This window comes from Zunongwangia endophytica, from assembly GCF_030409505.1.
Taxonomy (GTDB): domain Bacteria; phylum Bacteroidota; class Bacteroidia; order Flavobacteriales; family Flavobacteriaceae; genus Zunongwangia; species Zunongwangia endophytica.
Genome location: NZ_JAUFPZ010000002.1, coordinates 2,330,453 through 2,357,437 on the forward strand (window position 1 = coordinate 2,330,453; position 26,985 = coordinate 2,357,437).

The 26,985-nt window shown below is 34.7% G+C and carries 20 protein-coding genes; 9 read left to right on the top strand and 11 right to left on the bottom strand.

Annotation, left to right across the window (positions count from 1 at the left end):
* Nucleotide 1: 1 nt before the first annotated feature.
* The 4 genes from QWY91_RS10085 to QWY91_RS10100 all read left to right on the top strand — a co-directional run bounded on the left by QWY91_RS10085 (nt 2) and on the right by QWY91_RS10100 (nt 2,483).
* On the top strand, nt 2–319 hold the full coding sequence (locus QWY91_RS10085) for a DUF202 domain-containing protein (protein ID WP_290234483.1): 318 nt from the start codon (nt 2–4) through the stop codon (nt 317–319).
* 15 nt (nt 320–334) lie between these two features.
* Nucleotides 335–721: a DUF6122 family protein gene (locus tag QWY91_RS10090; RefSeq protein WP_290234484.1), complete on the top strand. Its 387-nt coding sequence runs from the start codon at nt 335–337 to the stop codon at nt 719–721.
* Between the two features lie 444 nt (nt 722–1,165).
* Nucleotides 1,166–1,780 (top strand): deoxynucleoside kinase, encoded by a 615-nt coding sequence (locus tag QWY91_RS10095; RefSeq protein WP_290234487.1) that lies wholly within the window; start codon nt 1,166–1,168, stop codon nt 1,778–1,780.
* 10 nt (nt 1,781–1,790) lie between these two features.
* Nucleotides 1,791–2,483 carry a sterol desaturase family protein gene (locus QWY91_RS10100; RefSeq protein ID WP_290234489.1) on the top strand — a complete coding sequence of 231 codons (693 nt, stop codon included), beginning with the start codon at nt 1,791–1,793 and terminating at the stop codon, nt 2,481–2,483.
* A gap of 82 nt (nt 2,484–2,565) precedes the next feature.
* Here the strand turns inward: QWY91_RS10100 and QWY91_RS10105 are convergent, their stop codons facing one another.
* The 5 genes from QWY91_RS10105 to QWY91_RS10125 form a co-directional block, all read right to left on the bottom strand.
* Entirely contained in the window at nt 2,566–5,370 is a 2,805-nt protein-coding gene (locus QWY91_RS10105) for a M16 family metallopeptidase (protein ID WP_290234492.1), read from the bottom strand.
* A gap of 148 nt (nt 5,371–5,518) precedes the next feature.
* Nucleotides 5,519–7,027 carry a redoxin domain-containing protein gene (locus QWY91_RS10110; RefSeq protein ID WP_290234494.1) on the bottom strand — a complete coding sequence of 503 codons (1,509 nt, stop codon included), beginning with the start codon at nt 7,025–7,027 and terminating at the stop codon, nt 5,519–5,521.
* A 6-nt stretch (nt 7,028–7,033) separates the two neighbouring features.
* The gene (locus QWY91_RS10115) at nt 7,034–8,464 is read right to left on the bottom strand and encodes a RagB/SusD family nutrient uptake outer membrane protein (protein ID WP_290234496.1); all 1,431 of its coding nucleotides are present in this window, start codon (nt 8,462–8,464) and stop codon (nt 7,034–7,036) included.
* Between the two features lie 24 nt (nt 8,465–8,488).
* Nucleotides 8,489–11,854, bottom strand: coding sequence for a SusC/RagA family TonB-linked outer membrane protein (locus tag QWY91_RS10120; protein ID WP_290234500.1), 3,366 nt, complete (start codon nt 11,852–11,854; stop codon nt 8,489–8,491).
* A gap of 77 nt (nt 11,855–11,931) precedes the next feature.
* Nucleotides 11,932–13,044 carry a FecR family protein gene (locus QWY91_RS10125; RefSeq protein ID WP_290234506.1) on the bottom strand — a complete coding sequence of 371 codons (1,113 nt, stop codon included), beginning with the start codon at nt 13,042–13,044 and terminating at the stop codon, nt 11,932–11,934.
* A 297-nt stretch (nt 13,045–13,341) separates the two neighbouring features.
* Here QWY91_RS10125 and QWY91_RS10130 point away from each other — a divergent pair, with 297 nt between their 5' ends.
* Entirely contained in the window at nt 13,342–13,908 is a 567-nt protein-coding gene (locus QWY91_RS10130; RefSeq protein ID WP_290234508.1) for an RNA polymerase sigma factor, read from the top strand.
* Between the two features lie 19 nt (nt 13,909–13,927).
* Here QWY91_RS10130 and QWY91_RS10135 read toward each other — a convergent pair whose 3' ends face one another.
* The 6 genes from QWY91_RS10135 to QWY91_RS10160 all read right to left on the bottom strand — a co-directional run bounded on the left by QWY91_RS10135 (nt 13,928) and on the right by QWY91_RS10160 (nt 22,451).
* A complete protein-coding gene (locus QWY91_RS10135; protein WP_290234510.1) occupies nt 13,928–14,965 on the bottom strand; it encodes an App1 family protein phosphatidate phosphatase in 1,038 nt (345 codons plus the stop codon).
* 36 nt (nt 14,966–15,001) lie between these two features.
* On the bottom strand, nt 15,002–17,425 hold the full coding sequence (gene ligD / locus QWY91_RS10140) for a DNA ligase D (protein WP_290234513.1): 2,424 nt from the start codon (nt 17,423–17,425) through the stop codon (nt 15,002–15,004).
* Nucleotides 17,426–17,427: 2 nt separating this feature from the next.
* The gene (ku, locus tag QWY91_RS10145) at nt 17,428–18,204 is read right to left on the bottom strand and encodes a non-homologous end joining protein Ku (protein ID WP_290234515.1); all 777 of its coding nucleotides are present in this window, start codon (nt 18,202–18,204) and stop codon (nt 17,428–17,430) included.
* Between the two features lie 140 nt (nt 18,205–18,344).
* Nucleotides 18,345–18,857: an inorganic diphosphatase gene (locus QWY91_RS10150; protein WP_290234518.1), complete on the bottom strand. Its 513-nt coding sequence runs from the start codon at nt 18,855–18,857 to the stop codon at nt 18,345–18,347.
* Nucleotides 18,858–18,925: 68 nt separating this feature from the next.
* The gene (locus QWY91_RS10155; protein WP_290234520.1) at nt 18,926–21,412 is read right to left on the bottom strand and encodes a DUF5686 and carboxypeptidase-like regulatory domain-containing protein; all 2,487 of its coding nucleotides are present in this window, start codon (nt 21,410–21,412) and stop codon (nt 18,926–18,928) included.
* 61 nt (nt 21,413–21,473) lie between these two features.
* Nucleotides 21,474–22,451, bottom strand: coding sequence for a pyruvate dehydrogenase complex E1 component subunit beta (locus QWY91_RS10160; protein WP_290234522.1), 978 nt, complete (start codon nt 22,449–22,451; stop codon nt 21,474–21,476).
* Between the two features lie 307 nt (nt 22,452–22,758).
* On the opposite strand from QWY91_RS10160, the gene QWY91_RS10165 reads away from it, so the two are divergent.
* From QWY91_RS10165 to QWY91_RS10180, 4 genes are all read left to right on the top strand, one after another.
* On the top strand, nt 22,759–23,505 hold the full coding sequence (locus tag QWY91_RS10165) for an electron transfer flavoprotein subunit beta/FixA family protein (protein WP_290234525.1): 747 nt from the start codon (nt 22,759–22,761) through the stop codon (nt 23,503–23,505).
* 54 nt (nt 23,506–23,559) lie between these two features.
* A complete protein-coding gene (locus QWY91_RS10170) occupies nt 23,560–24,528 on the top strand; it encodes an electron transfer flavoprotein subunit alpha/FixB family protein (RefSeq protein ID WP_290234527.1) in 969 nt (322 codons plus the stop codon).
* A gap of 83 nt (nt 24,529–24,611) precedes the next feature.
* Nucleotides 24,612–25,238: a bifunctional nuclease family protein gene (locus QWY91_RS10175; protein WP_290234532.1), complete on the top strand. Its 627-nt coding sequence runs from the start codon at nt 24,612–24,614 to the stop codon at nt 25,236–25,238.
* A 15-nt stretch (nt 25,239–25,253) separates the two neighbouring features.
* The gene (locus QWY91_RS10180; protein WP_290234534.1) at nt 25,254–26,951 is read left to right on the top strand and encodes a NupC/NupG family nucleoside CNT transporter; all 1,698 of its coding nucleotides are present in this window, start codon (nt 25,254–25,256) and stop codon (nt 26,949–26,951) included.
* The last annotated feature ends 34 nt before the right edge of the window (nt 26,952–26,985 follow it).

The following is a 26,985-nucleotide window of genomic DNA, read 5'->3' on the forward strand; positions in this document are numbered from 1 at the left end:
GATGAGAAAAGTAAAACTTAGCAATCCTTTTAAAGCAAGAATTATTGATGAAAAACTCATAAGAGAACATCTCGCTTTAGAACGAACGAAATTGGCCAATGAACGTACACTACTGGCCTACATAAGAGCTTCGCTATATTTGCTAATCGGCGGACTCGCTTTATTGCAAATAAAAGAATATCCCGAATTACATTGGTTAGGATATGGTGCATTTTCTGTAAGTATTATATTTTTGTCTATTGGTATTATGAGGTATATCCACCTCAACAAAAAATTGAATAAATTATTAAAGCCAGATAATTCTTCTGAAAACACCTGAATTTAAACATCAATCTTGATACAAAGTATTTTCCATTATTCGATGCACTTTCTGGCTATTGGAATAATTGCCTATTTTTTTGACAAAGATCATTGGAAACAAAATTGGATTATTCTAGCGTTAACCATGCTGGTGGATATAGATCATATTTTTGCGAGTCCGCTTTTTGATCCTAATCGATGTGGCATTGGTTTCCATCCGCTACACTCTCAATTTGCCATTGCCTGCTATGTTATTGCTGCCGTTTTTTTAAGAAAGGGTATTTTTAAACTAATTTTTATAGGACTTAGCTTTCATATGCTTACCGATTTTCTAGACTGCCTTTTTACGTTTTATAAGTGCGGAACATGCTATGATAATTCAGCTTTAAAACAACTAATTCAGCTACAGACTTCAAATTAGTTTCAAATGTCAATAGTTCATTCAAATAAGAAATAAGCAAGATCCTTTCAGTAAATAGAAATTAAACACATTCCTATAAAAAGCATCTAATTGAATTAGGAATATTCAGCAAAGCATGGCTAGCACAAACAGAAAATCAATAAAAAGTAAATTAGTTATAGATCAACAATAAAAGATTACAGACGGCTGCCACAAAAATAATCACAAGTTTTCTCAGGAGTAGAAATTTCATAAAAATTCGCCAAAGTTCTAAAAAAATATTAAATTCCTAATACAATTAGGAATTCATACTGCAGAATGCATATTTTAGATTCAAAATTGTAAAAAAACGGATATCAATTTCAAAAGTAGATTTAGAAGAATTACAAAAAATGCTGTGATTGAAATGCTTTATATTTACGATCTTAAACAAGAAAATAGTTCTAACTTATAACATTTCGATACATGCACGTAGCGATTGCAGGAAATATAGGCGCTGGTAAAACAACGCTCACAAGATTACTTGCTAAACATTATAATTGGGAAGCCCATTACGAAGACGTTTTGGAAAACCCTTACCTTGAAGACTTCTACAACAAGATGGAACGTTGGTCTTTTAATCTTCAAATTTATTTTCTGAACAGTAGATTTAGACAAATTTTACAAATTAGGGAAAGCGGCAAGAAGATTATTCAGGATCGTACTATTTACGAAGATGCTCATATTTTTGCGCCCAATTTGCACGCCATGGGATTATTAACTAATAGAGATTTTGAAAACTATAAATCTTTGTTTGAGCTTATGGAAAGTGTAGTTGAAGGTCCCGATTTGCTAATCTATCTTAGAAGCAGTATTCCAAATTTAGTGGCTCAAATTCAAAAAAGAGGAAGAGAATATGAAAATTCTATTTCTATCGATTATTTAAGCAGACTAAATGAAAGGTACGAAGCCTGGATACATGGCTATGATAAAGGTAATTTACTTGTGATTGATGTAGACAATATCAATTTTGTTGATGAACCGGAAGATTTAGGAAATATCATTAATAGGATTGACGGAGAGATAAATGGATTATTTTAAAATTTAGATTATGGAATCTACTAAACTTAAAAGACCTAAGCACAAAGGGTCACCTAAACTATTTGAAAACCCGATATTAGAAAAATTAACGCATACTCATATTGCAGCGCCTTTAATTATATTTTTTACTACAGCTGCAGCGCTAATCTATTACGGGATCTTTCAGAAAGGATTCCAGGCTCCACAAATTTTAGCATGGTTTTTAGGCGGTTTAGCATTCTTTACTCTAATTGAATATATTGCGCATCGCTATCTTTATCACATCCCGGCAAGTACACCACGTAGGCAAAAAATATCGTATACCATGCACGGTGTGCACCACGATTATCCTAAAGATAAAACAAGATTAGCTATGCCACCGGTATTAAGTTTAATTGTAGCTACGATTCTTTTTATTGTTTATCGTGCGATTTTAGGTGATTATGTTTTTGGATTTTTATCTGGTTTTCTGGTAGGTTACGCAGCATATTTAGCGGTACACTATTCGGTACATGCTTTTAAAGTCCCTAATAACTTTTTGAAGATTTTATGGCATCATCACAGCATACATCATTATCGTGAGCCAGATCGTGCCTTTGGCGTTTCTTCGCCATTTTGGGATCATATTTTTAGAACTATGCCTAGAAAAAGTCCTTCAAGCGAAAGAACAGCCGTAGGTAAAAGTATTGACGATCAACACAAAGGACCGGCGCACGCTCATTAATTTCAACAATAACTTTATTTCATAAAATAAAAAAGGTTCAGAAAAATTCTGAACCTTTTTAGGCTAAATTCAATAATCAAAATTAATCTACAGCTGCACTTGAATCTTCCTGCGCTTTCGGGCTTAAAACACCTTCAACAATCGCTGGATTTTTATTCAGGCGATTAGCTGTTTTCTTTATGTCGCTAATAGTTATTTGATCTACTAAAGCTTCAAACTCTTCCTGAGAATCAATAGCAAGATTATTCTGCAAGCTAGACACAATGGTATTTAACCAAAATCCATTTTCTTTTTGCATCTCTCTATGATTCTTCTTGATATTATTTTTAATTTCTGAAAAATTAGAAGCATCTATTGTTTTAGAAACAGTCTCCAATTCCTCATATACAATCTCTAAAAGATCTTCAGCTTTATCTGGATTACAGTTGAAGCTAATATTTAGATTAAAATTACCTACTGGTTTACTCACAACATTACCACCAACACTAACACCGTAGCTTCCGCCTTCTTCTTCTCTAATACGCTGCATATACTTTTTATTCAGCAATTCCGCAAGGATGTAAACTTCCATATTCGCTTTTCTGGTGTATTTCATCTCACCATTTATAAAAATGCTAATGGTTGTTTGTGGCGTTTCCATAACTTCTGAAACATGAACTTCACTAAGTCCTTTTTTAGGAGACATATGGTGATTTTCGATAGTTTCTTTTTTCCCTTTTGGGATATTGCCAAGATATTTTTGAGCCAGTTCAACCAAGCGATCTTCGTCAAAATCTCCTACAAAAACAAACGTAAAATCATCGCCATTTGCAATTCTATTCTTGAATACATTCTCTACTCCTTCTAAGCTGATATTATCTATAAGCTCACGATTAAAAATTAAAGATCGATTGCTATGGCCAGAAGTTGCCAGCGTTAATGAATCCTGAAAAGCACTATTAATATTATTCTTCTTTGCTTCTAAACTATTTTCAAAGTTTTGCTTTAGAATATCCAAGGCGTTAGCATCAAAACGAGGCGCCGTAAAATTCAAATACACCTCTTTAAAAAGGATTTCTAAATCCTTGGTACTAGCACCTCCGGTTATATTTTCAGAATAATTATTTATTGAAACTCCCAAAGAAACTTCTTTCCCGGCAAGCTTTTTTTGCAATTCGATTTTATCCAAATCTCCTAAACCAGATTGTGAAACCACATAAGAAGCCACATTTACATTTGGTAAATCTTCGGTAGCGATTAGAGATTGGCCACCCGGGCTAAAGGCACTCATATAAACTTGTTCTTTTTCGAAATCTGTAGGAAAAGTCACTATTTTTAATCCGTTTGCTAAGGTATATTCCTTGGCGTCAATTCCTTTAAGTTTAGTTTCTCCGGTTACTTCAACCTTCTGAAGCTCTTCATTAATTAAAGCTTTCTCCTGAAGGTTTTCCTCGTAAGGTTCTAACGAATTGTTCTTTACATTTTCTAAAACAACTTCAATCTCATTTTTTTCAGGATAATCATAATCAGTGGTTCCCGTAATTCCAACTCCGCGACCATAGTCACCTTCAAAATCAGACAAATAATCAAGAATATCGTTATTATTAATTTTCTCGATTAAATTTTCGCCGTACACTAAACTCGATTTGTAATCGAATACCGGTTCATTTTCTAAATAAGCATCTATAATTGCTGAAGCATAAGAATCGTTACTTCGTTTGTCTACATTTTTAATTGCAGAAGTGTAGCTAGTTTTAAAAGCAGCTTTAGCCCTTTTAAGCTCTGCAGATGTAGCTCCGTATTCTGCAAAACGTTTGTATTCTGAAAGTGCAAAATCTAGTCCTGCTAATAGACTATCTTTTTTTGGACTAATATTGATACTTAACACTTCTAAAGGTCTCACGAAATCCTGTATACCGAAACCAACACCTAAAACAGGACTATCATCCTCCACAGATAATTCAGATAATCTATTATTTAGAATATAATTTGCTAAGCTTCCCACTAAGGATCTTTTCTCTTTTTCGAGTACCGAAAGATCTTCTTTTTTATGCTTAATAAAATATTCTACAGTAGGATTCCCCAATTCCTTATCGGTAGCCACGATAAAAAGTGGTTCTTTGTTTAAAGTAACATCAAATGATTCTCTTGCAGGCAGGTCTTCCTTAAGTGGTATTTCAGAAAAAATATCTTTTACTTTTTGTTCCAACAACTTAGGATCGATATCTCCTACTACAATTACTGCTTGCTGATCTGGTCTATACCAACGCTCGTAATAATCTCTTAATTTATCATATTCGAAATTATTAACAATATCCATTTTACCTATCGGCATACGCTTGCTATACTTCGAATCTTTAAGATAACCGTCTAGCCAGACTTTTGTAGATGCTCTATAATTTGCAGTATTAGAACTTCTCCACTCCTCGTTTACTACTCCTCTTTCGTTATCAATCTCTTCATCTGTTAACGATAAATATCCCGACCAATCGTGCAATATCAATAATACAGAATCCAATAATTTCTCATTAGTTACAGGGACCTGATTAATATTGTAAACAGTTTGATCGAAGCTGGTGTAGGCATTAATTTCAGTTCCGAATTTTAAGCCATTTTGCTCTAAATAGGTAAGCATTTCTTTATCCTTAAAATTCTCGGTTCCGTTAAACGCCATATGTTCCAGAAAATGAGCCAATCCTTGCTGACTATCATTCTCTAAAATTGAACCTACATTTTGAGCAAAATAAAACGAAGCTCGATTTTCAGGTTCGCTATTTTGCATAATAAAATACTCAAGGCCATTGCTTAAGCTATCATGAATAATAGTTGCTTTTTCTAGCTGATTTTCCTGTGCACTAAGTGCCAGTGTGAAAAGGGCCAGTAAAAAGCATATTTTCTTTCTAATCATTCTTTAAAATTTATGTGATTTGTATTCTGAAGATTACTCTGCTATGATCAAAATCTGAAGTAATATGTTCTTCAAAAATTGAAGCTGAAACTATATAATTTAAACTCAACTGAAGACTATACGAACGTAGTTACTCGAAATTGATTCATTATGAATTTTTATTCTTTACAGCATCGATCATAGCAATAAGTTTTTTTCTTTCCACTTCAAGATTTCCTTCGTAACCTTTGATCTTATATCTAATATTACCTTCTCCGTCGATTATAAATTTATACGGAATAGCCTTAACCTGATAAGCTTTAGCCATTTTAAAAGCATCGCTATTATCCTTGGTATCTAAAAACATTTCAAAATCATACGAATTTGAATTCAGCAGCTTTTCAATTTCAGGCTTTACATCAGATGGCGATCCAGATTCCATCGTATTGACGAAAAGGAACTTGATATTCGGATCATCCTTATAGTGATCTTTTACTTGTTGCATTGCCGGAAAAGAAGCTTTGCAGGGAGCACACCAGGTCGCCCAAAAATCTACAATTAGAATTTTACCTTTTAAGTCTGACGAAGAAACTTCAGTTCCATTTAGCTTCTGTAAACTGAATGCCGGCGCTTTTTCAGAAATCATATTTTTCTTTACTTCTTCGACTAAAGCAGCGTCCATCTCATTTTCCATCTTCGTCTCTAAATCTGCAAAATCTTGTTTGTTACCCTGCGTTTCTAAAAACAATCGTTTAAATCTGGGATAGTTAGCTTCTGCAACTTCATTATGCATTTTCACCACTTCTGTTAGTTGCTGAAATGCTTTTTGGTCCTCGCCTAATGCTTCCAGACAATCGGCATATTTTAGATTTATTTCAGCATCTGAAAAATCTATGCGATTCTGGTATTTTTCGAAGTAAACGATTGCTTCTTCACACTGATTAGTTTCTTCTAGCAAAATAGCATAAAGTCTAATTGCATCATTATGCCTGTTTACAACCGATATCTTAGCTTGCTCGGGTATATCTGTCTTATTTTCCCATTTCTTAGCTATACGAATTATGATCTCTAAACAAGCCTTTGTTTCTTCTATTTTACCATTATTATAGAGTACGCCAGCTAAATTATATAGCGCGGTAGCTTTTGAAGGGTGATCTAAAAAACGAGATTTTAAAGCATCGGTAACCTCAGCTTTATTTTGAACAACACTTTTCTCTAAAAGATAAAAAAGAGCGATATTATATATATCCTGATCTAAAAAAGAATAGCTCGCAGGTGGAAATTGCTTCACCCAAGCATCGTAAGTAGCTAACTGATCGTTTAGACTATCTTTGGAAAATATATTTTGATATGCTGAAAATCTAGCCTGTGTTCCTTTCGGAAATTTGGCTACCGCTATTTTAGTTAGCGAATCTACTTTATCAGGTTTATTAAGACCGTAGTAATAATCGTAGGTTAGCTTAATTTTCGACTCATCCTCGCTTTTACTTAATTCTTCCAACTTTTTTAGAAGAAGTTCTTGAGACGATTCTCGCTCTGAGGTTAATAATGAGTCTAAAACAACTCTAATATCTTCTTCTTTTTGATCAGAAAAAGCTATAGAATTTGAATCTTTTTTACAAGCCGTAAACCCCAGCAAAGCTGAAGTTACGGCTATATATAAAGTTTTTTTTATCATGGAAGCTTAGTATCCTTCGGTTTGTTCTAAGTTAGGATTCGCATTTATTTCGCTATATGATATAGGCCAAAATTGTTTATAGCTATCCCATGTTACCTCGCCAAACTTAGTCTTGTCTGTAACAACATCATTCATTACCTCATCGATCGTATTTGTTCTTTTTAGATCAAAAAATCGATAACCGCCTTCAGCAAAAAACTCAGTTCTGCGCTCTTTCGCAATCGCTGCTAAGACTTCTTCACTAGAATTTGCTGTAATATCAGGTAATCCTGCGCGATTACGCACAGCATTGATACTTGTAACTGCAGCTCCTAAATCTCCCATTTCAGCATTTGCTTCAGCATTTATTAAATACTGTTCTGCAATACGTAATATCGCACTTGCTTCTTCTCCTGCGGTTTGTGTTTGATATTTATAAGGTAAATAATAAGTAGTATCTGGTAATTCTACTGGATACACCCAATTTTGAAAACGAAGGTCTCCTTCTTCAAAAACATCTAATTGACTTTCGCTTAAATATACGGGTGCATTTCCGAATTCAACTTCAACAGGACTAAAACCGTAATTCCATCCAAAATAAATATTGTAGTCTGGAACGTATTTCATGTAAGAATCAGGATTATTATTTGGCATTAACTCCCAAATCATAGCGCCACTATCAGTTTTAAAAACATTCTCTGTATCAACTAAGGATTGTCCTGATTGATCTAATATAGCTGATGAAATTTCCGCTGCCTCTTCCCAATTCTCGGTTTGCAAAAGAACTCTCGACAACAATGCTTGTGCAGCAGTTTTATTAGGTCTTGCCTGAGATGAAGTTTCTAAACCATCGCTGGTTACATAACTTTCAGAAAGTAAAGATTCAGCCATCTCTAAATCAGCGATTATCTGCTGAAATGCTTCTTCCTGAGGCTGTCTTGATAATGTATTATTAACCTCGTAGTCTGAGGTTGTAGGTAAAGCTATGTCGCCATATATATTTGTTAAGTAATAGAAACTAAACGCTCTTAAAAAATAAGCTTCTCCTAAGTATTGATCTTTATTAGAAAGCGTAGCACTTGTATCATTTATTCCCTCTATGATCGCATTTACACGATATACTAGAGGATAAAAATCTGACCAAACGCTAGGAGCTTGATTACTATTTAAATCGTTATTATAAAAACGTTGATAAAATGCCGCATTATTAAGATTCAAAGTAAACTCATCTGTATAAAGCCCTGTATATAAAGATAGGTTCGATAAATAATAATTTACGGATAACTGCGCTAAAACCCCATTAATAGTAGTCGCTGTGGTAGCGTCGTTTACAAAGGTATTTTCTTCATAAAATGCATTAGACGGTGCTGGAATATCTAAATAATCCTCGCAACTGGATAGAGATAAGGCGACTCCTAAAAACGCAATTAATTTTATGTTATATATGTTGATTTTCATATTTTCTGAATTTTATATTGAAGACTACAAAGTGAAATTAAGACCGAAAACTACTGTGCGTAAAGGTGCCGCACCTGCAGCAAGCGTTTCGGGATCGTAGCCATCATAATTTGAAATGGTTAAAAGATTTTGCCCTTGCAAATAGACACGTATACTATTGAAGTTGATTTTATCTGTAATCTCTGAAGGAAAATCATAACTTAAATTCACATTCTGCAATCGAGCATAAGTTGCATCTGAATAAGCTCCTGTACTAGCTTTAAAATTAGCAAAATTGGTATATCCTAAATAGCCAGCTCTTGGTTTCGCTACATTTGTTATATCTCCCGGTTGTTGCCAGCGAGCATCGTAAATTTCCTTTGCTATGTTCATATTCATTGTACCTGGCTGATCAGATTGCGAACCAACAAAGTTAAGCGCCTTCCTTTTTGTAAAAGTGAATAAAACACTTAGGTTAAAGTTTTTGTAGTTAAAACTGTTTTGGAATCCTCCAAAAAATTTCGGGTTTAGGTCGACAAATTCAGTTCTATCAATATTATTATTTAATACAGTACCTGATTCCCATTCACCAATTTCATTATCTGTGATTTGCCCATCACCATTCAAATCCTTCCAAAAATTATAATTACCTGTTTCAGGATTAACCCCCTGGTAATTATATAGTCTCTTCCCGTTTACGGATTCACCAATTTTATAATCTAGCGACGGTAACGCTGCTTCGCCATTTGGGTAAGAAACCAATTTGTTTTTTGCTACCGTAATATTAAAACTGGTAGACCAATTAAAATTGTCTGATACAATGTTTTTAGTGTTTAAGGTTATTTCGTGTCCCCAGTTTCTTACCTCGGCAGGAGAATTCATCGTAACCGTATTAACGCCAGTCACAATGGACAGAGGGAAAGCTACTAATTGATCGTTAGAGGTATTATCATAATAACTTTCAGTTACCGCAACCCTACCTTCAAAAAGTTCTAAATTTACGGCAATTTCCGATTTTTTAGTTTTCTCCCAATGTAAATTAGGGTTTGCAGGTCCGCTTGCTAAGAATCCCCTATTGCCATTGTAGGAAAATCCAGAATTATAAATTGTTTTATATTGATAATTATTAATTCCATCAATACCACTGGTTCCATAACTTCCTCGAAGTTTTGCAAAACTTATAAAGTCAATAGATTCTGCAAACCAGTTTTCCTCACTTAAAATCCATCCAGCACCAATAGACCAGAAGGTTCCAAAACGATTACCCGATCCGAATTTGGTAGAACCGTCTCTTCTTATATTGAAATTTAAAAGGTATCTATTAGCTAGATTATAATTTAATATTCCAAATGCTCCGATATAGCGATTCGTTAAGCTCCTATATTTACTATTTATATTTTCGGGATCTGCCATTGTAGGATTCTTGATCACTGCTTCATTCAGAAGTTCAGTACCATAGATATCACTTTTTTCAGTCAACTTATCCATAATAGTTGCACCTACCTTAGCTGTTATTTCACCAAAATCTCCTAAGCTGGTATTATAACTAATATTCGGCTCTATCGTTAATGTTCTCATTTTAGAGATACTCAACTCACTAGAACTAGTTTGCCAGCTATTTGGATGATAATAAGTATCCGGTTTCGCAAATACCTCATTAGAAGATAAAATATTGATCCCAACCAAAGTACTAATCTCAAGACCTTTTACTGGTATATACTTCAAATCCAGATTTGAAATTAAATTATCTGTTTTATTCTCATGAATTAATTCATAGATAGAAGCAGGGTTTCGAGCTACATTAGTATCATCATAATCAGTCCAATTTAAGCTACCATCTTCATTATATACATCAGGTCCATTTGGTGCATAAAGCAAATAAGAATTATTAAATGGTATTATTGTATTTTTAGTTGTATTATAAGTTCCTGTTAATCCTAAATTAAATTTACGGTCATTACTATTTAAGTTAAGATTAAAGTGAAGACCACCAGTTTCATTATCACCATTGGCATTTTGTATATTTTCTTGAGAATTGTAATTAGCGCGGATAACATAAGAAACGTTTTCGCTCCCTCCTGAGTAACTCACATTATTAACAGTAGTAAATGCAGCACCATCCAAAAGGTTATCGGTCCAATCGGTTTGATTATTTGGATCCCATCTCCCATTTACATCCCAGTCACCTACTCCAGGAGTTAACCCCGCATTCTCTATAGCTTCTCGTCTAAAATTCAAATAATCCTCAGTATTCAAAAGCTCTGGACTTTTCCCTCTAAAAGAAACTCCGTTTCTAGAAGAGAACGAAATTTGCGCTTTCCCTACACGTCCTTTTTTAGTAGTAATTACGATCACTCCATTAGAACCTTGCGATCCATAAATTGCGGTAGCATCAGCATCCTTTAGGAAGTTGATATTTTCTATATTATTTGGATCTATAAAATTTAAAGCATTCCCTCCACTCAAAGTACCAGTTTCGGAAGCTGTGGGTAAAGAACCATAAGGATATCTTACACCATCAATAACTACAAGAGGATCTCTATTTGAAACAGCGCTAATAGAATTTTGACCTCTCATCTGTATACTAACTGGAGATCCGGGTTGACCATTTGTTTGTTGAATAAAAACACCTGGCACTTTACCCTGAACGGCTTCTAAAACATTTGTAACCGGGCTTTTTTGAATTTCCTCTCCCGTTATAGTTACAATATTACCTGTGGTAAGCCTCTTTGAAGTTTTACCGTAAGCAGTAACCTGCACCGCATCTAAACCGCTAACAGATTCCTTCATTACGATATCTAAAGGTTCTTCGTCACTTATTTTAACAGATACCTTTTCATAACCGATATAACTATACTCAAGTGTCTCCCCAATTGCAGCCGTTATGGTATACTTACCATTCTCATCTGTTATTACGCCTCGGTTTTTATCCTTTATTCTTACAGTAACTCCCATCAAAGGTTCCCCGTCAACGTTAGTTATTCTTCCGTTAACAAGACTTTGTACATTCTTGGTCTCTCTAGGATTCGTAGTTGTAGATTCTAAAGATGGCTTGCTAGGCTTAAGAATAATTTGCGTATCATTTAGAGAAAAATCAATACCTGTCGTTGAAAAAACTTCAGTTAAAATATCTTCTAAAGGTTCATCTTTTGCTTCAACATTCACTTTCTGCGATAGATCAATATCGCCTACATGATATAGAAAAGAATATTCAGTAATTTTTTCAATCTTATTAAAAAGTCTTTTTAAGCTAATTTGTTGCTCATCTATAGAAACTTTTACCGATTGTGAGGATGCACTAGCTTGAATACTTAAAACTGAAAACAACAACGTAATCAGACTTAACTTTAAGGTGTAGTTAAATTTGGGCCATAACATCCTAAGCCCTTCTGCAATAGAATTTTTTTTCATACTTTTAAATTGTAGATAATTGTGGTTTAATAAATCACGCTATTCCAACAGGATATGTGCCAGCATATCCTGTTTTTTTAACGTATGATCACTTCATTTTTACTAATAGAATATTGGAAATTATAACTCTGTTTAAATGATTCTAAAATTTTATTGATACTTTCATTTTCAAATTTTGCTGTAAAACGTTCTTGTTTTAAATTCTCGTTTTCAAATTTTACGTGCATATCAAATTTACGCTCCAGTGTATTTGCTATATCCTCAAAAGAGCGTTCTTCAAAAACCAACCTTCCGTCCATCCACGCCGTATAAACATCGGTATCAACTTCAGACGTTCTAAGCGTTTTGGAAGACTTCGAATAATTTGCCATCATCCCTGGATTTAAATAAACCGTAGCTTCATTCGGCCTTTCAACAGCAACTTTACCATCTATCAACACCGCAGTAGTGTACGAGTTATTTTTATAAGCACTAAAATTGAAGCTTGTACCCAACACCTCTATATCCAATTGATCTCCATGCACAATAAATGGTCGTGTTTCATCATGAAAAACCTCAAAATAAGCCTCTCCTTCTATTCGTACTTCTCTATTTTCATTTGGTTTAAAACCTGTTGGATAATATAATTTACTGGCAGAATTAAGATGAACTATACTTCCGTCTGCAAGTTCCACTACCATTTTCTTTCCTTTAGGAACCTTCAAGGTATTTTGACTAATAGCCATAGTATTCGCAAGCGCTGAATATTTTATGGTATCTCCTTTTTGCTGCACTAAGACTTCGTCAGCTTCAGTTTTTATCTGAAAATCTGTATTTTTTAGCACTTCTTTAGCGCCATCTGCCATTTCTATAGTTACGTATTGCTCTTCCTCACTAACAGTGTTCTTCTGAAAAAAGAAAAACAAAGTAGCTCCCAGAGCAACAACCAATACAGCTGCAATACTTAAGTAGCTTCTATAGTTTATCGATCTTACCGGTGTTGTAGCTTGTTTGATATTATTTAATACCTTCGCTTTATTATTGCTGCTTTTTTGTATTCGTTCTAAACTCAGCTCATAATTAAAGCCTACCATTTTCTTAAAATGGACTTTGTTTTGATCGAATTTCAAAAGACGATTTAGTTCTTCCAGCTCTTTGGAAGTAATTTCACCGTCAATATATCTTTCAATTAAATATTCTAATTCTTTCATTTCAGCTTCAACTATGCACTGTTTTACTTAAAAACGTTTTAGATCGGCAAATCCCCTGCTCAAATTTTGATTTTTTTCACATTATTCAAATTAATATTAAATTATAGTTAATAGAAGTGTTATATTAAAAAATGATTAATTTAAGTAAACATAAAAGTGCTTTAAATAATAAATCTTCAACCGATTTGTTCGCATTTCTTTCAACTCATTACATTTTCAAACAAAAATTAGAGCTGTGGAAGAAGAATTTCATAGAGTTGTTTACTTTTGAAGACATTCCCGGAAATCAGAAATAAAGTGTCTACCTCTCAATATTCTAAAAATGAAGAGTTTCTTATTTCGCTAAAGAAAAGCGATGAGAATACTTTTGGGCATATTTTTGAAACCTTCTATGAAAAACTTTTAGCTTTTACTATTGGGTACACTAGAGACAAAGCAATAGCTGAAGATATCGTACAACAAAGTTTTATAAAACTGTGGGAGAAAAGAAAAGATTTAGCTGATGATACTATGATCGATGCTTATTTGTTTACACTTTGTAGAAATAAGTTTATAGATAAATATAGAAAAGAGCGGAAAATTGTTTTGCTAACCGATGAATTATACCTTGAAAGTGCTTTAGAATCTGAAAATGAATCAGATGAAAAAACAGCTTATAAAAAGCAACTTCTACATAAAGCTATTACAAAATTGCCTGAAAAATGTAAGGAGGTTTTTCTATTGAAGCAGAAAGAAAATCTAAGAAATAAAGAGATCGCAGCTTATTTAAAAATTTCTGAAAAAACCGTCGAAGATCATATTTCCAGAGCGATGCGCCTTTTAAGAAAAGAATTGTTGATTTTCCTTATTTTTATGTTTCTTTAATAAAACGATCTTTTCACTTTTAGTTGATATATCCATTTTGGCGGGCATGTGCTACAGCTTCAGCAGAAGTGTTTACCATAAGCACAGGCGTAGAATCAAAATTATCGATAATGCTCTTAACACGATTCATACTTTTTTTGTTCGAAACGCTCCTTAGATAAATTGCTAGAATTCGATCGGAGTGTTGTGCTGCAATTTCAGTATAAATCGTAGCATCATGTTCCCCACTATCCCCTATTAAAATAAACTTTAGATCTGGATAAGTATTCAGGATATTAAAAATCTCTCGTTGTTTGTGTGGCTTCTCGGGCTTTATCGTCGTATCGAAAGGTGTTCTTATATCTCGTAGTAAAATTGGTCCTTTTGGGAATCCATTATAATCCAAAAACAACTTAAGATATTCGTACATATTCCACGGGCTGTTACTTAGATAAAACATAGGATTACGATTTCCTTCGGCTTTTCCTTTATGTAACAACTTATATAAATCTGGCGCTCCTTTTAAAGGCATGCGTTTATAAGCATTGGTCAATAAGGAATTTTTCAGCAGTCGCCATTTTAGAAAAGAGGTAACACCTGTATGCAAAATAGTATCATCAATATCACTAATCACTCCATATTCAGCATCTGCAGAAGGTATTAAAAACTGCCCTTCGAATGGATCTCCTAAAAGTTCGGTTTTTGGTTCTAGCTCTTCACGATAATATAAATGGTAATCTACCCAACCTTCATCATTCGATAATTCAGAAATATTATTTTCTAAAGTTTGATTGAAAAGAAAATATCCTTCATCATTGGTAGTAGTTTCCAACTTGATTTTCCCTGGAAGTTCTAGTTCGATTTTAGCATCAGGAATTTCAAAACTATCAAACTGTTTGTACGTATTAACGAAGGTTTTCCAGGTCTTTTGATCCTGATGAATTTTTAAAGGGGCGTTATCTAACACACGGCCTTTCACAAAAAGCCTGGAATACGTGCCATAACTTCTATAAGGAACAATTAATACCTGATCCAAATTGCGATATCTGCCTAATAATTTTTTTACTCTTTTAAACATTAAAGTTGTTTAGTTGTTTTTGGAATGAATTAATTTTTAGTGTTCACTCAAATTCGCTAAGGCCTTCTCCATGTCTATACTAGATTTAAGAATGCCTTCAAAAAGATCGCCTTTTTCTGAAATTCGCCCGGGAACATTAAAAATAGTAAAATCTGAAATTTTGAGTCCGTTTTTTAATTCATCCCAACCTATGGGTGTTGAAACTGTTGCTCCTGCTTTTGGTCGCACCGAATAAGGCGCTGCAATAGTCTGGCCTTTTCGATTTTGTAAATAATCAAGATAAATTTTATCCTTTCTCGCCTTTACTGCACGTTCCATACTTGTTAGCTCGGGCAATCTTTCCTGAACCAGATAACATATTAATTTTATAAAATCTCTACCTTCTTCGTAAGAATAATTCTCTCCAAAAGGAACGTAAATATGTATCCCTTTTGATCCTGAAGTTTTGCAATATCCATCTATTTTGGCTAAATCTAAAACTTCTTTCACAACTTTAGCAGTTTCAATTACATCTTCAAATGTATTTTTAGCTGAAGGATCTAAATCTATCACACCATAATTCGGCGTACCTAAATTTTCGACTTTAGAATGCCAGGGATTAATTTCTATACATCCCAAATTCGCCATATAAAGCAAGGTAGCTTCATTTTGACAAAGCATATATTCTATATTTTTTTCCGAAGAATCAGAATAAATATTGGTTGTTTTTATCCAATTTGGCAAACTCTCGTTGTCTTTTTGATAAAAACCTTTTTGCTGAATTCCGTTTGGATGTCGGTGTAAATTTTGAGGGCGGCCTTTTAAATATGGAAGCATAACTTCTGAAACCTGCAAGTAATATTCTATAAGATCGTACTTGGTGATGTTGTCTTTAGGCCAATAGATTTTATTAAGATTCGTAAAAGGAACTGAAATGCCGCCAATATCCAAATTTCCTGAAGTTCCATTAACTTTTTCTGCCTCCGGGGCTTCAGTTTTTTCCTCAGGCTTAATTTCTGTAGTTGATTTATCTTCCCGAAGTCCTTTAAAAACAGGATGACGCATGGAGCCTGCTTTTGTCCATTCAGAAAATTTTACTTCACAAATCAGGTCAGGTTTTATCCAATTTGGTGTTCTTCCCTTCAAATTAATTTTAGATGAAAATGGCGATTCTTTCAAAGCCAGATTATCCATTTTCTGAAGTAATTCTTTTTGTTCTGCATTAGAAAATCCGCTTCCGCAGTTTCCCACATACCTCAACTCTCCATCCTGGTACATTCCCAAAATTAACGATCCAAAAACAGCGCCTTTAGAGTTGGTATATCCGCATATTAAAGCTTCCTCGCTTTCAATAGCTTTAATTTTGAGCCAACTTTCGGTTCTATAGCCAGGAGCATAAGTAGAATCGGCTTTTTTAGCCATTACGCCTTCCATTCCGCTATCTACAGCTTTGTTATAGAAAGCTGTTCCCATACCTTCTATATGATCGCAATAAAACGTGTAATCTAAATCTTCTAAAATCTCCGGAATTAGACTTTTCCGATCTTTAAGCGGAAGTTCCAACATGCTGTGACCATTAAGAAAAAGCATATCAAAAACGTAGAATCTTAAAGTACCCGGAGTGTTTTGATCGTAATTTTGCAGCGCCTGAAAATTCGGAATCCCATTTTTATCTACGATTACAACTTCTCCATCAAGAATCACCTGATGGTCTAATTGTTTTAAATCGTTCACTAATAATGGAAATTTAGAGCTGTAATTAATTCCGTTCCTGGAATAAATCCTTACATCACCATCATCGACATGGGCTATTAATCGATAACCGTCCCACTTTAATTCGTAAATCCAATCGGGGTGATTAAAAATTTCTTTAGCTGTACTGGCCAACATTGGTTTTACAGTATCTTCAGGCTTTAGCGTTCTTACCTTCGGCTTTGCTTTACCTTCTTTTTCTTCGGAAGGATTTTCAGCATAAACTTCAGCATCATAAATCAAATCTGTTGAAAATTGATCTTTCTTTTTAATCAATAACCAATGATTATTTTTGCCTTGTTTGGTATGCACCAAAGCGAAATCTCCTTTCACTTTCCCGCCTGAAAATGTGATTTTTAAATCTCCATCTTCATATTGTTCTAAAACCGATTTAGAATCAAGCTTGCTAGAAAATGTCCCAGTGTCCCAAATATCCATTTGGCCGGCACCGTAATTTCCTTTCGGAATCTTCCCCTGAAATTTTAAATATTTAATTGGATGATCTTCGGTATGAACGGCTAGTCTTTTATCTATAGGATTCATAGACGGTCCTTTGGGAACGGCCCAGCTTTTTAGCGTGCCACCAATTTCTAATCTTAAATCGTAATGCAAACGAGTAGCTTTGTGTCGCTGTATTACAAAACGATTTAGATTATCACTAGTTCCTTCATCATCAGGTTCGGGAGTATTTTCAAAATTTCTTTTCTTTTTGTACTCGTCTAGACTCAAAATCAGGAAGCTTTATTCTTTTTCTTTTTATCTAAACTAGCTTTTAATTGTGCCATAAGATCTTTTGCAGGCGTAGGTTTGCTGTCAAATTCTTCTGGCTTAGTGGTTTTTCCTGAAGATTTAGATTTAATAATCTTCATCAACTGCTCATTATAAACATCTTTAAATTTATCGAAACTGAAATCTGTAGTATATTGATCGATCAATGAAATTGCCATATCGACCTCTTTTTTCTGAACTTTAGTTTTAGGCAATTTTAAATCTGAAGGATCACGAATTTCATCTGAAAAACGAATCACATGAAGCACCAATGCATCATTGTATACTCCTACTAAACTTAAGTGTTCTTTTTGGCGCATTACGAAAGTAGCCACACCCAACTTCTTGGTTTTCTTTAAAGCATCCCTTAAAAGATTGTAAGATTTCCCGCCTTCTTTTTGTGGTTCTAAGAAATAAGGCTTTTTAAAAAGCACATCGGCTACCTCTTTTTCATCGATAAACTCCTCGATATCGATGGTTTTACTTTTCTTCATATTGGCATTTTCGAAGTCTTCTTTTTCGAGCACCACGTAGCCATCGTCCTTTTTATAGCCTTTAACAATATCCTTCCATTCTACTTCTTTGCCGGTATCTTCGTTAACTCTTTTATATCGAATTCTATTATTATCACGACGATCCAGCATATCAAGATCTAACTTTCGATCTTCTGAACCTGAATATAATTTAATTGGTATTGACACCAGTCCAAAGCTAATTGAACCATTCCATATCGATCTCATATATTATCATTTAAAGGAAAGTTAGTATAAATAATCGCTGAGATACGTTGTAAAGAAGTTAAAAAAGGAATGTATAGAAAACAAAAAAGCAATAACATTTAGTTATTGCTTTTACCTGTAATCTTAAATATAAACTAGAATTACAATCTTAGACGGTTTTGATCGCCATCATAATTCTCATATCGTTTAACACATTCTTCGATGATTTTTCTAGCTTCTTCAGCATCACCCCATCCACCAACATCAACCTTTTTCTTCTCAAGGTCTTTGTAAACTTTAAAGAAATGCTCAATTTCTTTAATTAAGTGACCATTTAATTCTTTAAGGTCATTTAAGCGATTCCAAATAGGATCTGATACTGGTACACAGATAATTTTTTCATCTGGTCCTTTCTCGTCTGCCATATGGAAAACACCGATAGGCTTTACTTCCATCACAATTCCTGGGAATGTAGGCTCACTTACAAGAACCAATACATCTAGAGGATCGTCATCTAAAGCTAAAGTATCTGGAATAAAACCATAATCTGCAGGATACATCATTGAAGAAAAGATCATCCTGTCGTAACGTACTTTTTTTAACTGAAAATCGTACTCGTATTTATTTCTACTTCCTTTCGGGATTTCAATTAGTACATCAAAAGTCTCTGACATTTTTTTTGTTTTTGTTGAACTTTAATAGATTATCAAATATAATGAAATATGTAACTAAATACGCTGATTTAGAAGTGAAAACCAAAATTCACGGTTACACCAAACGAACGCGCATCGGGATTATCAAAATAATTCCCACGGAAATGGGCATCTATTCTAATAATTTTAAAAATGTTTCCTACACCGGCACTATATTCCCAATAAGGCTCACCATTAGGCGCTACTAAAGGAATACCAGATGCATTTAATTGTTTATTATCTTCAGAAATTTGTCCCCAAACTCCTCTAATTCCTACAATTTCTCTCAGGTTCAAATCTCTTAACAAAGGTATTCTTGAAAAGAATCGACCGTTAAAATTATGTTCAAAATGAGCAGCAACATAAGTATCGGTTACAAATTCATAATAGTCCAACAACGAAAATGTGTTGTAAAGCTGAAAATAGGTTTGGTTACCCGGCACCACACTTAATAATGCTAAAGGCACTTCTCCAAATGTCTTACCGGCCTCTATACTGGCGTTTGCTCTACCAAATCCTCCAACCATTATCGGCTGATTATAAAACAGCTGTAATTTTTTATAATCAAAATCACTATCAAAAAGGTTTTTAATTCCCAATGTATAATTTAGAAAAAGCGTAGGATGATCATCTTCAACTACTTCTCGTTCTACACCATATCCAGAAGTTGTGCGTCCCGGAGTATACATGATAAGGTTAGAAATTTCTGTCTGCTTTAATTCTGAAGATAAATTTGTCCTAGATTCATCAGTATAATAATCTAAACTAAAACCTTCTGAAGCTGCTTCTACCTCTCGATAGGAACCGCTAACTCTAAAACTTAAATTCTCCCAAGGTTCAATTTCTACTGAAAAAACGCTAAGATTAATAGAACTCAAACTATTATTTGCACTTGTACTAATTAAAGCTGAAGAAGCAAGACTACGCCCTAAAACGTCTGTAGTATTGGTTAAATTAACTCCTAATTGCTCTACATCTCGGCGATTTCCGGCTGTGATAATTAAACGATTTTCTGGATCTAATAAAACTTTCCCCTGTATACCGTATTTGAATTTATCATCTTTAAATCCGTAAGCTCCATAACCTTCCAATCGCCATTTATCATGCTGAGAAAAATAGGTTCTGCCTCCACCTCGCACTCGAACACCTTCAACATCATTAAATCCTACGGTAGAAAATACCGGGCCATAATCCCAACCTTCAAAATCTATATAACCCGTAGCTAAAGCTGTAGATACATTATATAGTCGTTTAAATTGCTTCACCGTTCTTAATGTATCCAGCATATCGTACACTCCGCGCTCATCACCATTTAAATCTTCCAACCTATTGGTTTCCCAAAAGTCGTTATCACGATTATACACTTCTTCCCGAAAGCGGTTGACCTGTTTATTGTAGAATGAAGACGGCCGTTCGTTATCGAATTCGTATTCATCATAAAGTACGGTTCGCTTTCCGTAAATTCCTCGTGATTCTTTTTTCTCCCTAAGCGCAAAATCGGCCTGAAAGAAATCTCTTTTCAATAGAAAAACGGAATCACTTAAAACTTCAAATTCCTGCTCTATATAAACGCCTTTTACCCAGTTTAGATTCGCTCCTTTAGACATGTCAAGATTAATATCCTTGATAGCCCAAGTGGTATCGTTAACCCAAAAATCTCCACTAAAAGTAAGTTCATTCTCCCGTCTAGGGTAATAAACAATATTATAGCAGTACTTTCCATCTACATAAGCCGTATCTGCAAGCACATAGTTGTAAACATTAATTCCTGTCTTAGAAAGCGGACTCACAAAATTCTTATCGAAGAATTTTAAGTAGTTGTCGTAAACATCGATCTCATCGTAAATATCACGAACGGTAGAAATTAGCATTTGGTTATCGCTAAATCCTGAGTTTTTATTTCCTTTTAATTCGGTTAATTCTTGCCCGGTTTCATTATCGCCATATACTCTACTTACCGATTCATTTAAAAATATTGGCAAATAGGTTTTCCCGGTAATTCTATTGGTATCAAGATCTTCGAAAATAAATTCCATCCCATTGAAGATTCGGCTTTCTATAAGCGAACTATCAATAGTATTTAAATCGAATTCGAGTTTTTCGTATCTACGATAAGCATATTGATCAAATTTCTTGACTCCGTTTCCTCTACGATTTGCCCAAATTTTCCGCAAAATATCTATAGCAGGATTATTCTTTTTAGAAGTTTCTCCTTTATAAATTTTAACTTCGGAAAGTGATTCTGAAGAAGCGTATAAAGTTACTTTTAGATCTTTATTAGATTTATTTTGAAGACTAACGTCTTTGGACTGATATCCCAAAAAAGAAAAGCTTACTGAAGTATATGTTTTTTGAGATGATAAGGAGAAATTACCATCTTCATCTGTAGTAGTACCCTCGCTGGAGCCTGTGAATATTACGTTGGCAAAAGGTATTCCCGCCCCATCTTCGTCTTTAACAACACCACTAATCTCTGTTTGAGAAAAGACCTGTAAACAACTAAAAATAAATAGGGTAGATAAAAGAAAGTACTTCATATATAAAAACAAAAAACCCCTCATCTATGAGGGATGAGGGGTCAAAGATAGTTTATATGAATTACTTGTACATTACCTTTTTTACAGCTTTAACAACATCTTCACTATTTGGCAACCATTCCTTAAGAAGAACTGGAGAATATGGTGCCGGTGTATCGGCTGTGTTTATTTTAATGATTGGTGCATCAAGAAAATCGAAAGCTTGTTCTTGTACCTGGTATGTAATTTCAGTAGAAATATTTCCAAATGGCCAAGCTTCTTCAAGAATTACAAGTCTGTTTGTTTTCTTTACAGATTCGATAATGGTAGCATGATCCATAGGACGAATAGTTCTAAGATCGATCACTTCCGCAGAGATACCTTCTTTCTCTAATTCGTCTGCTGCTTTGTAAGCTTCTTTGATAATTTTCCCAAAAGAAACGATCGTTACATCAGATCCTTCACGCTTAATATCAGCTTTTCCAATCTCGATTACATACTCTTCTTCTGGCACTTCACCTTTATCACCGTACATTTGCTCACTTTCCATAAAGATAACTGGATCGTCATCTCTAATTGCTGCTTTTAAAAGACCTTTTGCATCGTAAGGATTGGAAGGAACAATCACTTTTAAACCAGGACAGTTAGCATACCAGCTTTCAAAAGCCTGAGAGTGCGTTGCACCAAGCTGACCAGCAGAAGCTGTTGGCCCTCTAAATACGATAGGACAGTTAAATTGCCCACCACTCATCTGGCGAATTTTAGCTGCGTTATTTATAATTTGATCGATTCCAACCAGGGAAAAGTTAAAGGTCATGAATTCTATAATAGGACGGTTACCATTCATGGCACTACCAATACCTATCCCAGAAAATCCAAGTTCAGAAATTGGAGTATCGATTACTCGATCTGGTCCAAACTCTTCCAACATCCCTTTAGAAGCCTTATATGCACCGTTATATTCGGCTACTTCTTCACCCATCAAATAAATGGACTCATCTTTGCGCATTTCTTCGCTCATAGCCTGTTGAACGGCTTCCCTAAATTGAGTTGTCTTCATTATATTTCTTAATATTAATATTTATGACTTTACGAAAACAAAAATAGTAATTCAATAAAGTTTTTACCACATAAACCATTAAAAATTTAGAATTCCGATAAAGTTAATTTTCGTCAATTTCAATCATCCTTATTATCGCTAATAAAATCTATAATTTATTAGTAAAACCTCAACTAACACAAGTTATTTTGAGCTTTACGTAAATTCAACCTTAATTTTTGGGAAATTTTTATTATGCATGCATAGTATTCCTGAATTTATTTATGTAACTTCGTAATCAATACGTTTAATAAAAAGAACTAAAAATATGAAAATATTAGTGTGTATTAGTCATGTACCTGATACAACCTCAAAAATTAACTTTACCGAAGGTGACAGTAAATTTGACACTAACGGAGTTCAGTTTGTTATAAATCCTAATGATGAGTTTGGTCTAACGCGCGCCATGTGGTTTAAAGAAAAACAAGGTGCGAGTGTAGATGTTATAAATGTTGGCGGTGCAGAAACCGAACCTACACTGCGTAAAGCATTGGCTATTGGAGCAGATACAGCTATTAGAATTGATACCACGCCGACTGATGGATTTCAGGTAGCTAAAGAATTAGCTAAAGTTGCAGGTGAAGGAAATTACGATCTTATTATCTGCGGAAGAGAATCTATAGATTATAATGGCGGAATGGTACCTGGAATGTTAGCCGGCATACTTAAAGCTAACTTTGTAAATACTTGTATTGCGCTTGAAGTTGAAGGCGATAAAGCCACAGCAACTCGTGAAATAGACGGTGGTAAAGAAACGCTAACTGCAAGTTTACCACTAGTGATTGGTGGACAAAAAGGTCTTGTTGAAGAAAGTGACCTGAAAATCCCTAATATGAGAGGAATCATGCAAGCGCGTAAAAAACCTCTAAATGTTATGGAGCCAGCCGGAGCTGAAACAGCAACTAAAGCAGTAAAGTTTGAAAAGCCTGCTCCAAAAGGATCGGTTAAAATGATAGATGCCGAAAATCTAGACGAATTAATTGATCTTCTACATAACGAAGCTAAAGTTATTTAGACTTCAATTTAACCGATTTTCAAGGAGATTTTTAATCATTTCAAAATTAGAAAAATGTCAGTTTTAGTATATACAGAATCAGAAGACGGAAAATTTAAGAAAGGAGCGCTAGAAGTTGCTTCCTACGCAAAAGGTATTGCCGATGCTATGGGTACCAGCTTAACTGCAATCTCTTTTAATACAGAAGACACCAGCGAATTAGGCAAATTTGGTGTAGATAAAGTATTGAGTGTTAGCAACGATCAATTAAATAACTTTAATGCAAACGCCTATGCCGATGCTATAAAGCAAGCGGCGCAAAAAGAAGAATCTAAAGTCGTGGTATTTAGCCAATCTGCTAATGGAAAATATATTGCTCCTCTAGTGGCAGTTAATTTAGAAGCTGGATACGTTTCTAATGTTACAGCGTTACCAGAAAGTACGTCACCATTTCAAGTAAAAAGAACAGCTTTTACAAACAAAGCATTTAAGTTTACTGAAATTACTACCGATGTAAAAGTCTTAGGCTTATCCAAAAATGCATTCGGACTTAAGGAAAATGAAGCATCAGCTTCTAGCGAAGCTTTCGAACCTCAACTTTCAGAAGAAGATTTTAAAGTAACAGTTGAGTCGGTTGATAAAGCAAAAGATAAAGTTACTATCGCTGATGCTGAAGTAGTGGTTTCTGGTGGTCGCGGACTTAAAGGTCCTGAGAATTGGGGAATGATCGAAGAAATGGCCGACATTCTTGGTGCAGCTACTGCCTGCTCTAAACCTGTTAGCGACATGGGATGGAGACCACATAGTGAACACGTGGGACAAACAGGAAAACCTGTAGCCTCCAATCTTTACATCGCGGTAGGAATTTCTGGAGCAATACAACATCTAGCGGGAATTAATGCTGCTAAAACTAAAGTTGTGATTAACAACGATCCAGAAGCACCTTTCTTTAAAGCTGCAGATTATGGAGTTGTTGGGGATGCTTTTGAAATAGTTCCTAAGCTAAATGAAAAATTGAAAGAATTTAAAGCGAAAAACGCATAAATTTTATAACTTGTGCCCCTTTAAAGGGCTGTCTAAATCCGGTAAAATGCCCTATTTAGACAGCCTTTTTTAATTTATGGAATATGAGTTTAGTGCGTCTGAATATCAAAGGAATATCATACAGTCAAACCCAGAATGGAGCGTATGCTCTTATATTAAATGAAGTTGGTGGGGATAGAAAATTACCTATAGTAATTGGAGCGTTCGAAGCCCAGTCGATAGCTATCGCTCTGGAAAAAGAAATTAGACCTCCACGACCTTTAACCCACGATCTCTTTAAAAACTTTTCTGATCGTTTCGACATTAACGTAAAACAGGTCATTATTCACAAACTGGTGGATGGTGTTTTTTATTCAAGCTTAATTTGTGAGCGCGATAAGATCGAAGAGATTATCGACGCTCGTACAAGCGATGCCATTGCGTTGGCTTTAAGATTTGATGCTCCTATTTTTACTTATAAGAACATTCTGGAAAAAGCTGGTATTTTTCTTCAGGGTGAAGAGCAACAACATCAAAGAGAACAAGAGGAAGATCGCGAAGAGATCATTTCCGAAGAATTATTATCAGACGACATAGAAATTTCAAAAGAAGATAATAATTATAAAAAGTTATCTTTAAGCGAATTGGAAAGTTTATTATCGCAGGCTGTACAAAACGAAGATTACGAGAAAGCCGCCAGCTTAAGAGACGAAATCTCAAAGAGACAATAACACCCCACTTTAAATATGAAGAGATTATTATGCCTTCTTTTTTTAACGATTTTGAGTTTACCGGCACTGCAGGCTCAAAGTATTACGAAAAGCTGGAAGATCGAAACGAACGTAGATAGCCTTTCTAACGACATTTTTCAAAAGGGCAGCATTCTCACCATAAATAACGGAAGATTCAATTTCACCAAAGAAGAAGATACTATTTCTCGAGGTGATTATATGTACCAAAATGATATTTTGGTATTCTTCTACACCAAACCCAAAAAGAACATGGTGAATTATAGAGTTGGTAAATTATCAGACTCTTCCATGACTCTTAAAAGTGGAAAAAAATCGATAAATCTTGTAGAATATCAGCAAGAAATCGATGATATAATTCCTGCGGAAACTTCAAAAGAAATTATCGCTAACCAGGGAATCACAACAACAGGAATTTTACGCGGAGTTTTAGGTATATTTTCGCTGATTTTACTGGCGTTCTTATTCAGTAGCAATCGAAGAGCCATAAACTGGAAAACCGTTGGTATTGGCATGGCAATGCAATTGCTATTAGCTTATGGTGTTTTAAAGATTGGTTGGGTACAATCAACTTTTGAATTTGTAGGTAAAATTTTCGTGAAAATTCTAGAATTTACCGCTGCAGGGAGTGAATTTCTGTTAGGCGGACTTATGGATACTTCTAGCTTTGGTTACATCTTTTTATTCCAAGTATTACCCACCATTATTTTCTTCTCGGCATTAACTTCTATTCTTTTTTACTACGGAATAATACAAATTGTTGTTAGAGGTTTTGCAATGGTGCTCACCAAGCTTCTGGGCATTTCGGGAGCAGAAAGTTTAAATGTAGCAGGAAATATTTTCCTAGGGCAAACAGAAGCACCATTAATGATTAAGGCCTATTTAGAACGTATGACGCGATCTGAAATCTTACTTGTTATGATTGGTGGTATGGCTACTGTTGCAGGTGGTGTTCTTGCCGCATACATTGGCTTCCTTGGTGGTGACGATCCCGTTGCGAGACTAGAATTTGCAAAGCATTTACTAGCAGCTTCAGTAATGGCAGCTCCAGGAGCGATTGTGATATCGAAGGTTCTTTATCCACAGCAGGAAGAAGTAAATACAGATGTCGAAGTTTCTTCAGAAAAAATAGGCTCTAATGTATTGGATGCGATTGCTATTGGAACTACCGAAGGTTTAAAACTAGCTGCTAACGTTGGTGCAATGCTATTAGTTTTTGTAGGCTTAATTGCAATGATCAACTATGGTTTTGCTAAAGTTGGCGAACTTACACACCTAAATGGCTTTTTAGCTGAAAACACGCCATATCAAACCTTTTCTATTGAAGCCGTATTGGGAACCATATTCGCTCCTTTGATGTGGCTTATTGGTGTTGCGAAGGAAGACATGATGTTAATGGGACAACTTTTGGGAATCAAATTGGCGGCAAGTGAATTTGTAGGATATATTCAATTGGCTGAACTAAAAAATGCAGCTTCAGGTTTAAGTTTTACTTATCAAAAATCAATCATCATGGCGACTTATATGCTATGCGGATTTGCAAACTTTGCTTCGATTGGTATTCAGCTTGGCGGAATTGGCTCATTAGCACCGGGACAACGTAAAAACCTGTCTGAATTTGGAATCAAAGCGGTTATCGGTGGAACTCTGGCTTCATTACTTTCAGCAACAATAGCAGGAATGATTATTGGGTAGAAGTGAGATTTAAAATAAGTTTTATTGATTTTCA

What these genes read in the sequence shown, in the direction of transcription:
- QWY91_RS10180 (WP_290234534.1), top strand. Translation starts at nt 25,254, where the DNA reads ATGAAGAGATTATTATGCCTTCTTTTTTTAACGATTTTGAGTTTACCG.
- QWY91_RS10095 (WP_290234487.1), top strand. Translation starts at nt 1,166, where the DNA reads ATGCACGTAGCGATTGCAGGAAATATAGGCGCTGGTAAAACAACGCTC.
- QWY91_RS10135 (WP_290234510.1), bottom strand. Translation starts at nt 14,965, where the DNA reads ATGTTTAAAAGAGTAAAAAAATTATTAGGCAGATATCGCAATTTGGAT.
- QWY91_RS10165 (WP_290234525.1), top strand. Translation starts at nt 22,759, where the DNA reads ATGAAAATATTAGTGTGTATTAGTCATGTACCTGATACAACCTCAAAA.
- QWY91_RS10125 (WP_290234506.1), bottom strand. Translation starts at nt 13,044, where the DNA reads ATGAAAGAATTAGAATATTTAATTGAAAGATATATTGACGGTGAAATT.
- QWY91_RS10160 (WP_290234522.1), bottom strand. Translation starts at nt 22,451, where the DNA reads ATGAAGACAACTCAATTTAGGGAAGCCGTTCAACAGGCTATGAGCGAA.
- QWY91_RS10105 (WP_290234492.1), bottom strand. Translation starts at nt 5,370, where the DNA reads ATGATTAGAAAGAAAATATGCTTTTTACTGGCCCTTTTCACACTGGCA.
- QWY91_RS10170 (WP_290234527.1), top strand. Translation starts at nt 23,560, where the DNA reads ATGTCAGTTTTAGTATATACAGAATCAGAAGACGGAAAATTTAAGAAA.
- QWY91_RS10155 (WP_290234520.1), bottom strand. Translation starts at nt 21,412, where the DNA reads ATGAAGTACTTTCTTTTATCTACCCTATTTATTTTTAGTTGTTTACAG.
- QWY91_RS10085 (WP_290234483.1), top strand. Translation starts at nt 2, where the DNA reads ATGAGAAAAGTAAAACTTAGCAATCCTTTTAAAGCAAGAATTATTGAT.
- QWY91_RS10120 (WP_290234500.1), bottom strand. Translation starts at nt 11,854, where the DNA reads ATGAAAAAAAATTCTATTGCAGAAGGGCTTAGGATGTTATGGCCCAAA.
- QWY91_RS10175 (WP_290234532.1), top strand. Translation starts at nt 24,612, where the DNA reads ATGAGTTTAGTGCGTCTGAATATCAAAGGAATATCATACAGTCAAACC.
- QWY91_RS10110 (WP_290234494.1), bottom strand. Translation starts at nt 7,027, where the DNA reads ATGATAAAAAAAACTTTATATATAGCCGTAACTTCAGCTTTGCTGGGG.
- ku (WP_290234515.1), bottom strand. Translation starts at nt 18,204, where the DNA reads ATGAGATCGATATGGAATGGTTCAATTAGCTTTGGACTGGTGTCAATA.
- QWY91_RS10115 (WP_290234496.1), bottom strand. Translation starts at nt 8,464, where the DNA reads ATGAAAATCAACATATATAACATAAAATTAATTGCGTTTTTAGGAGTC.
- QWY91_RS10100 (WP_290234489.1), top strand. Translation starts at nt 1,791, where the DNA reads ATGGAATCTACTAAACTTAAAAGACCTAAGCACAAAGGGTCACCTAAA.
- QWY91_RS10150 (WP_290234518.1), bottom strand. Translation starts at nt 18,857, where the DNA reads ATGTCAGAGACTTTTGATGTACTAATTGAAATCCCGAAAGGAAGTAGA.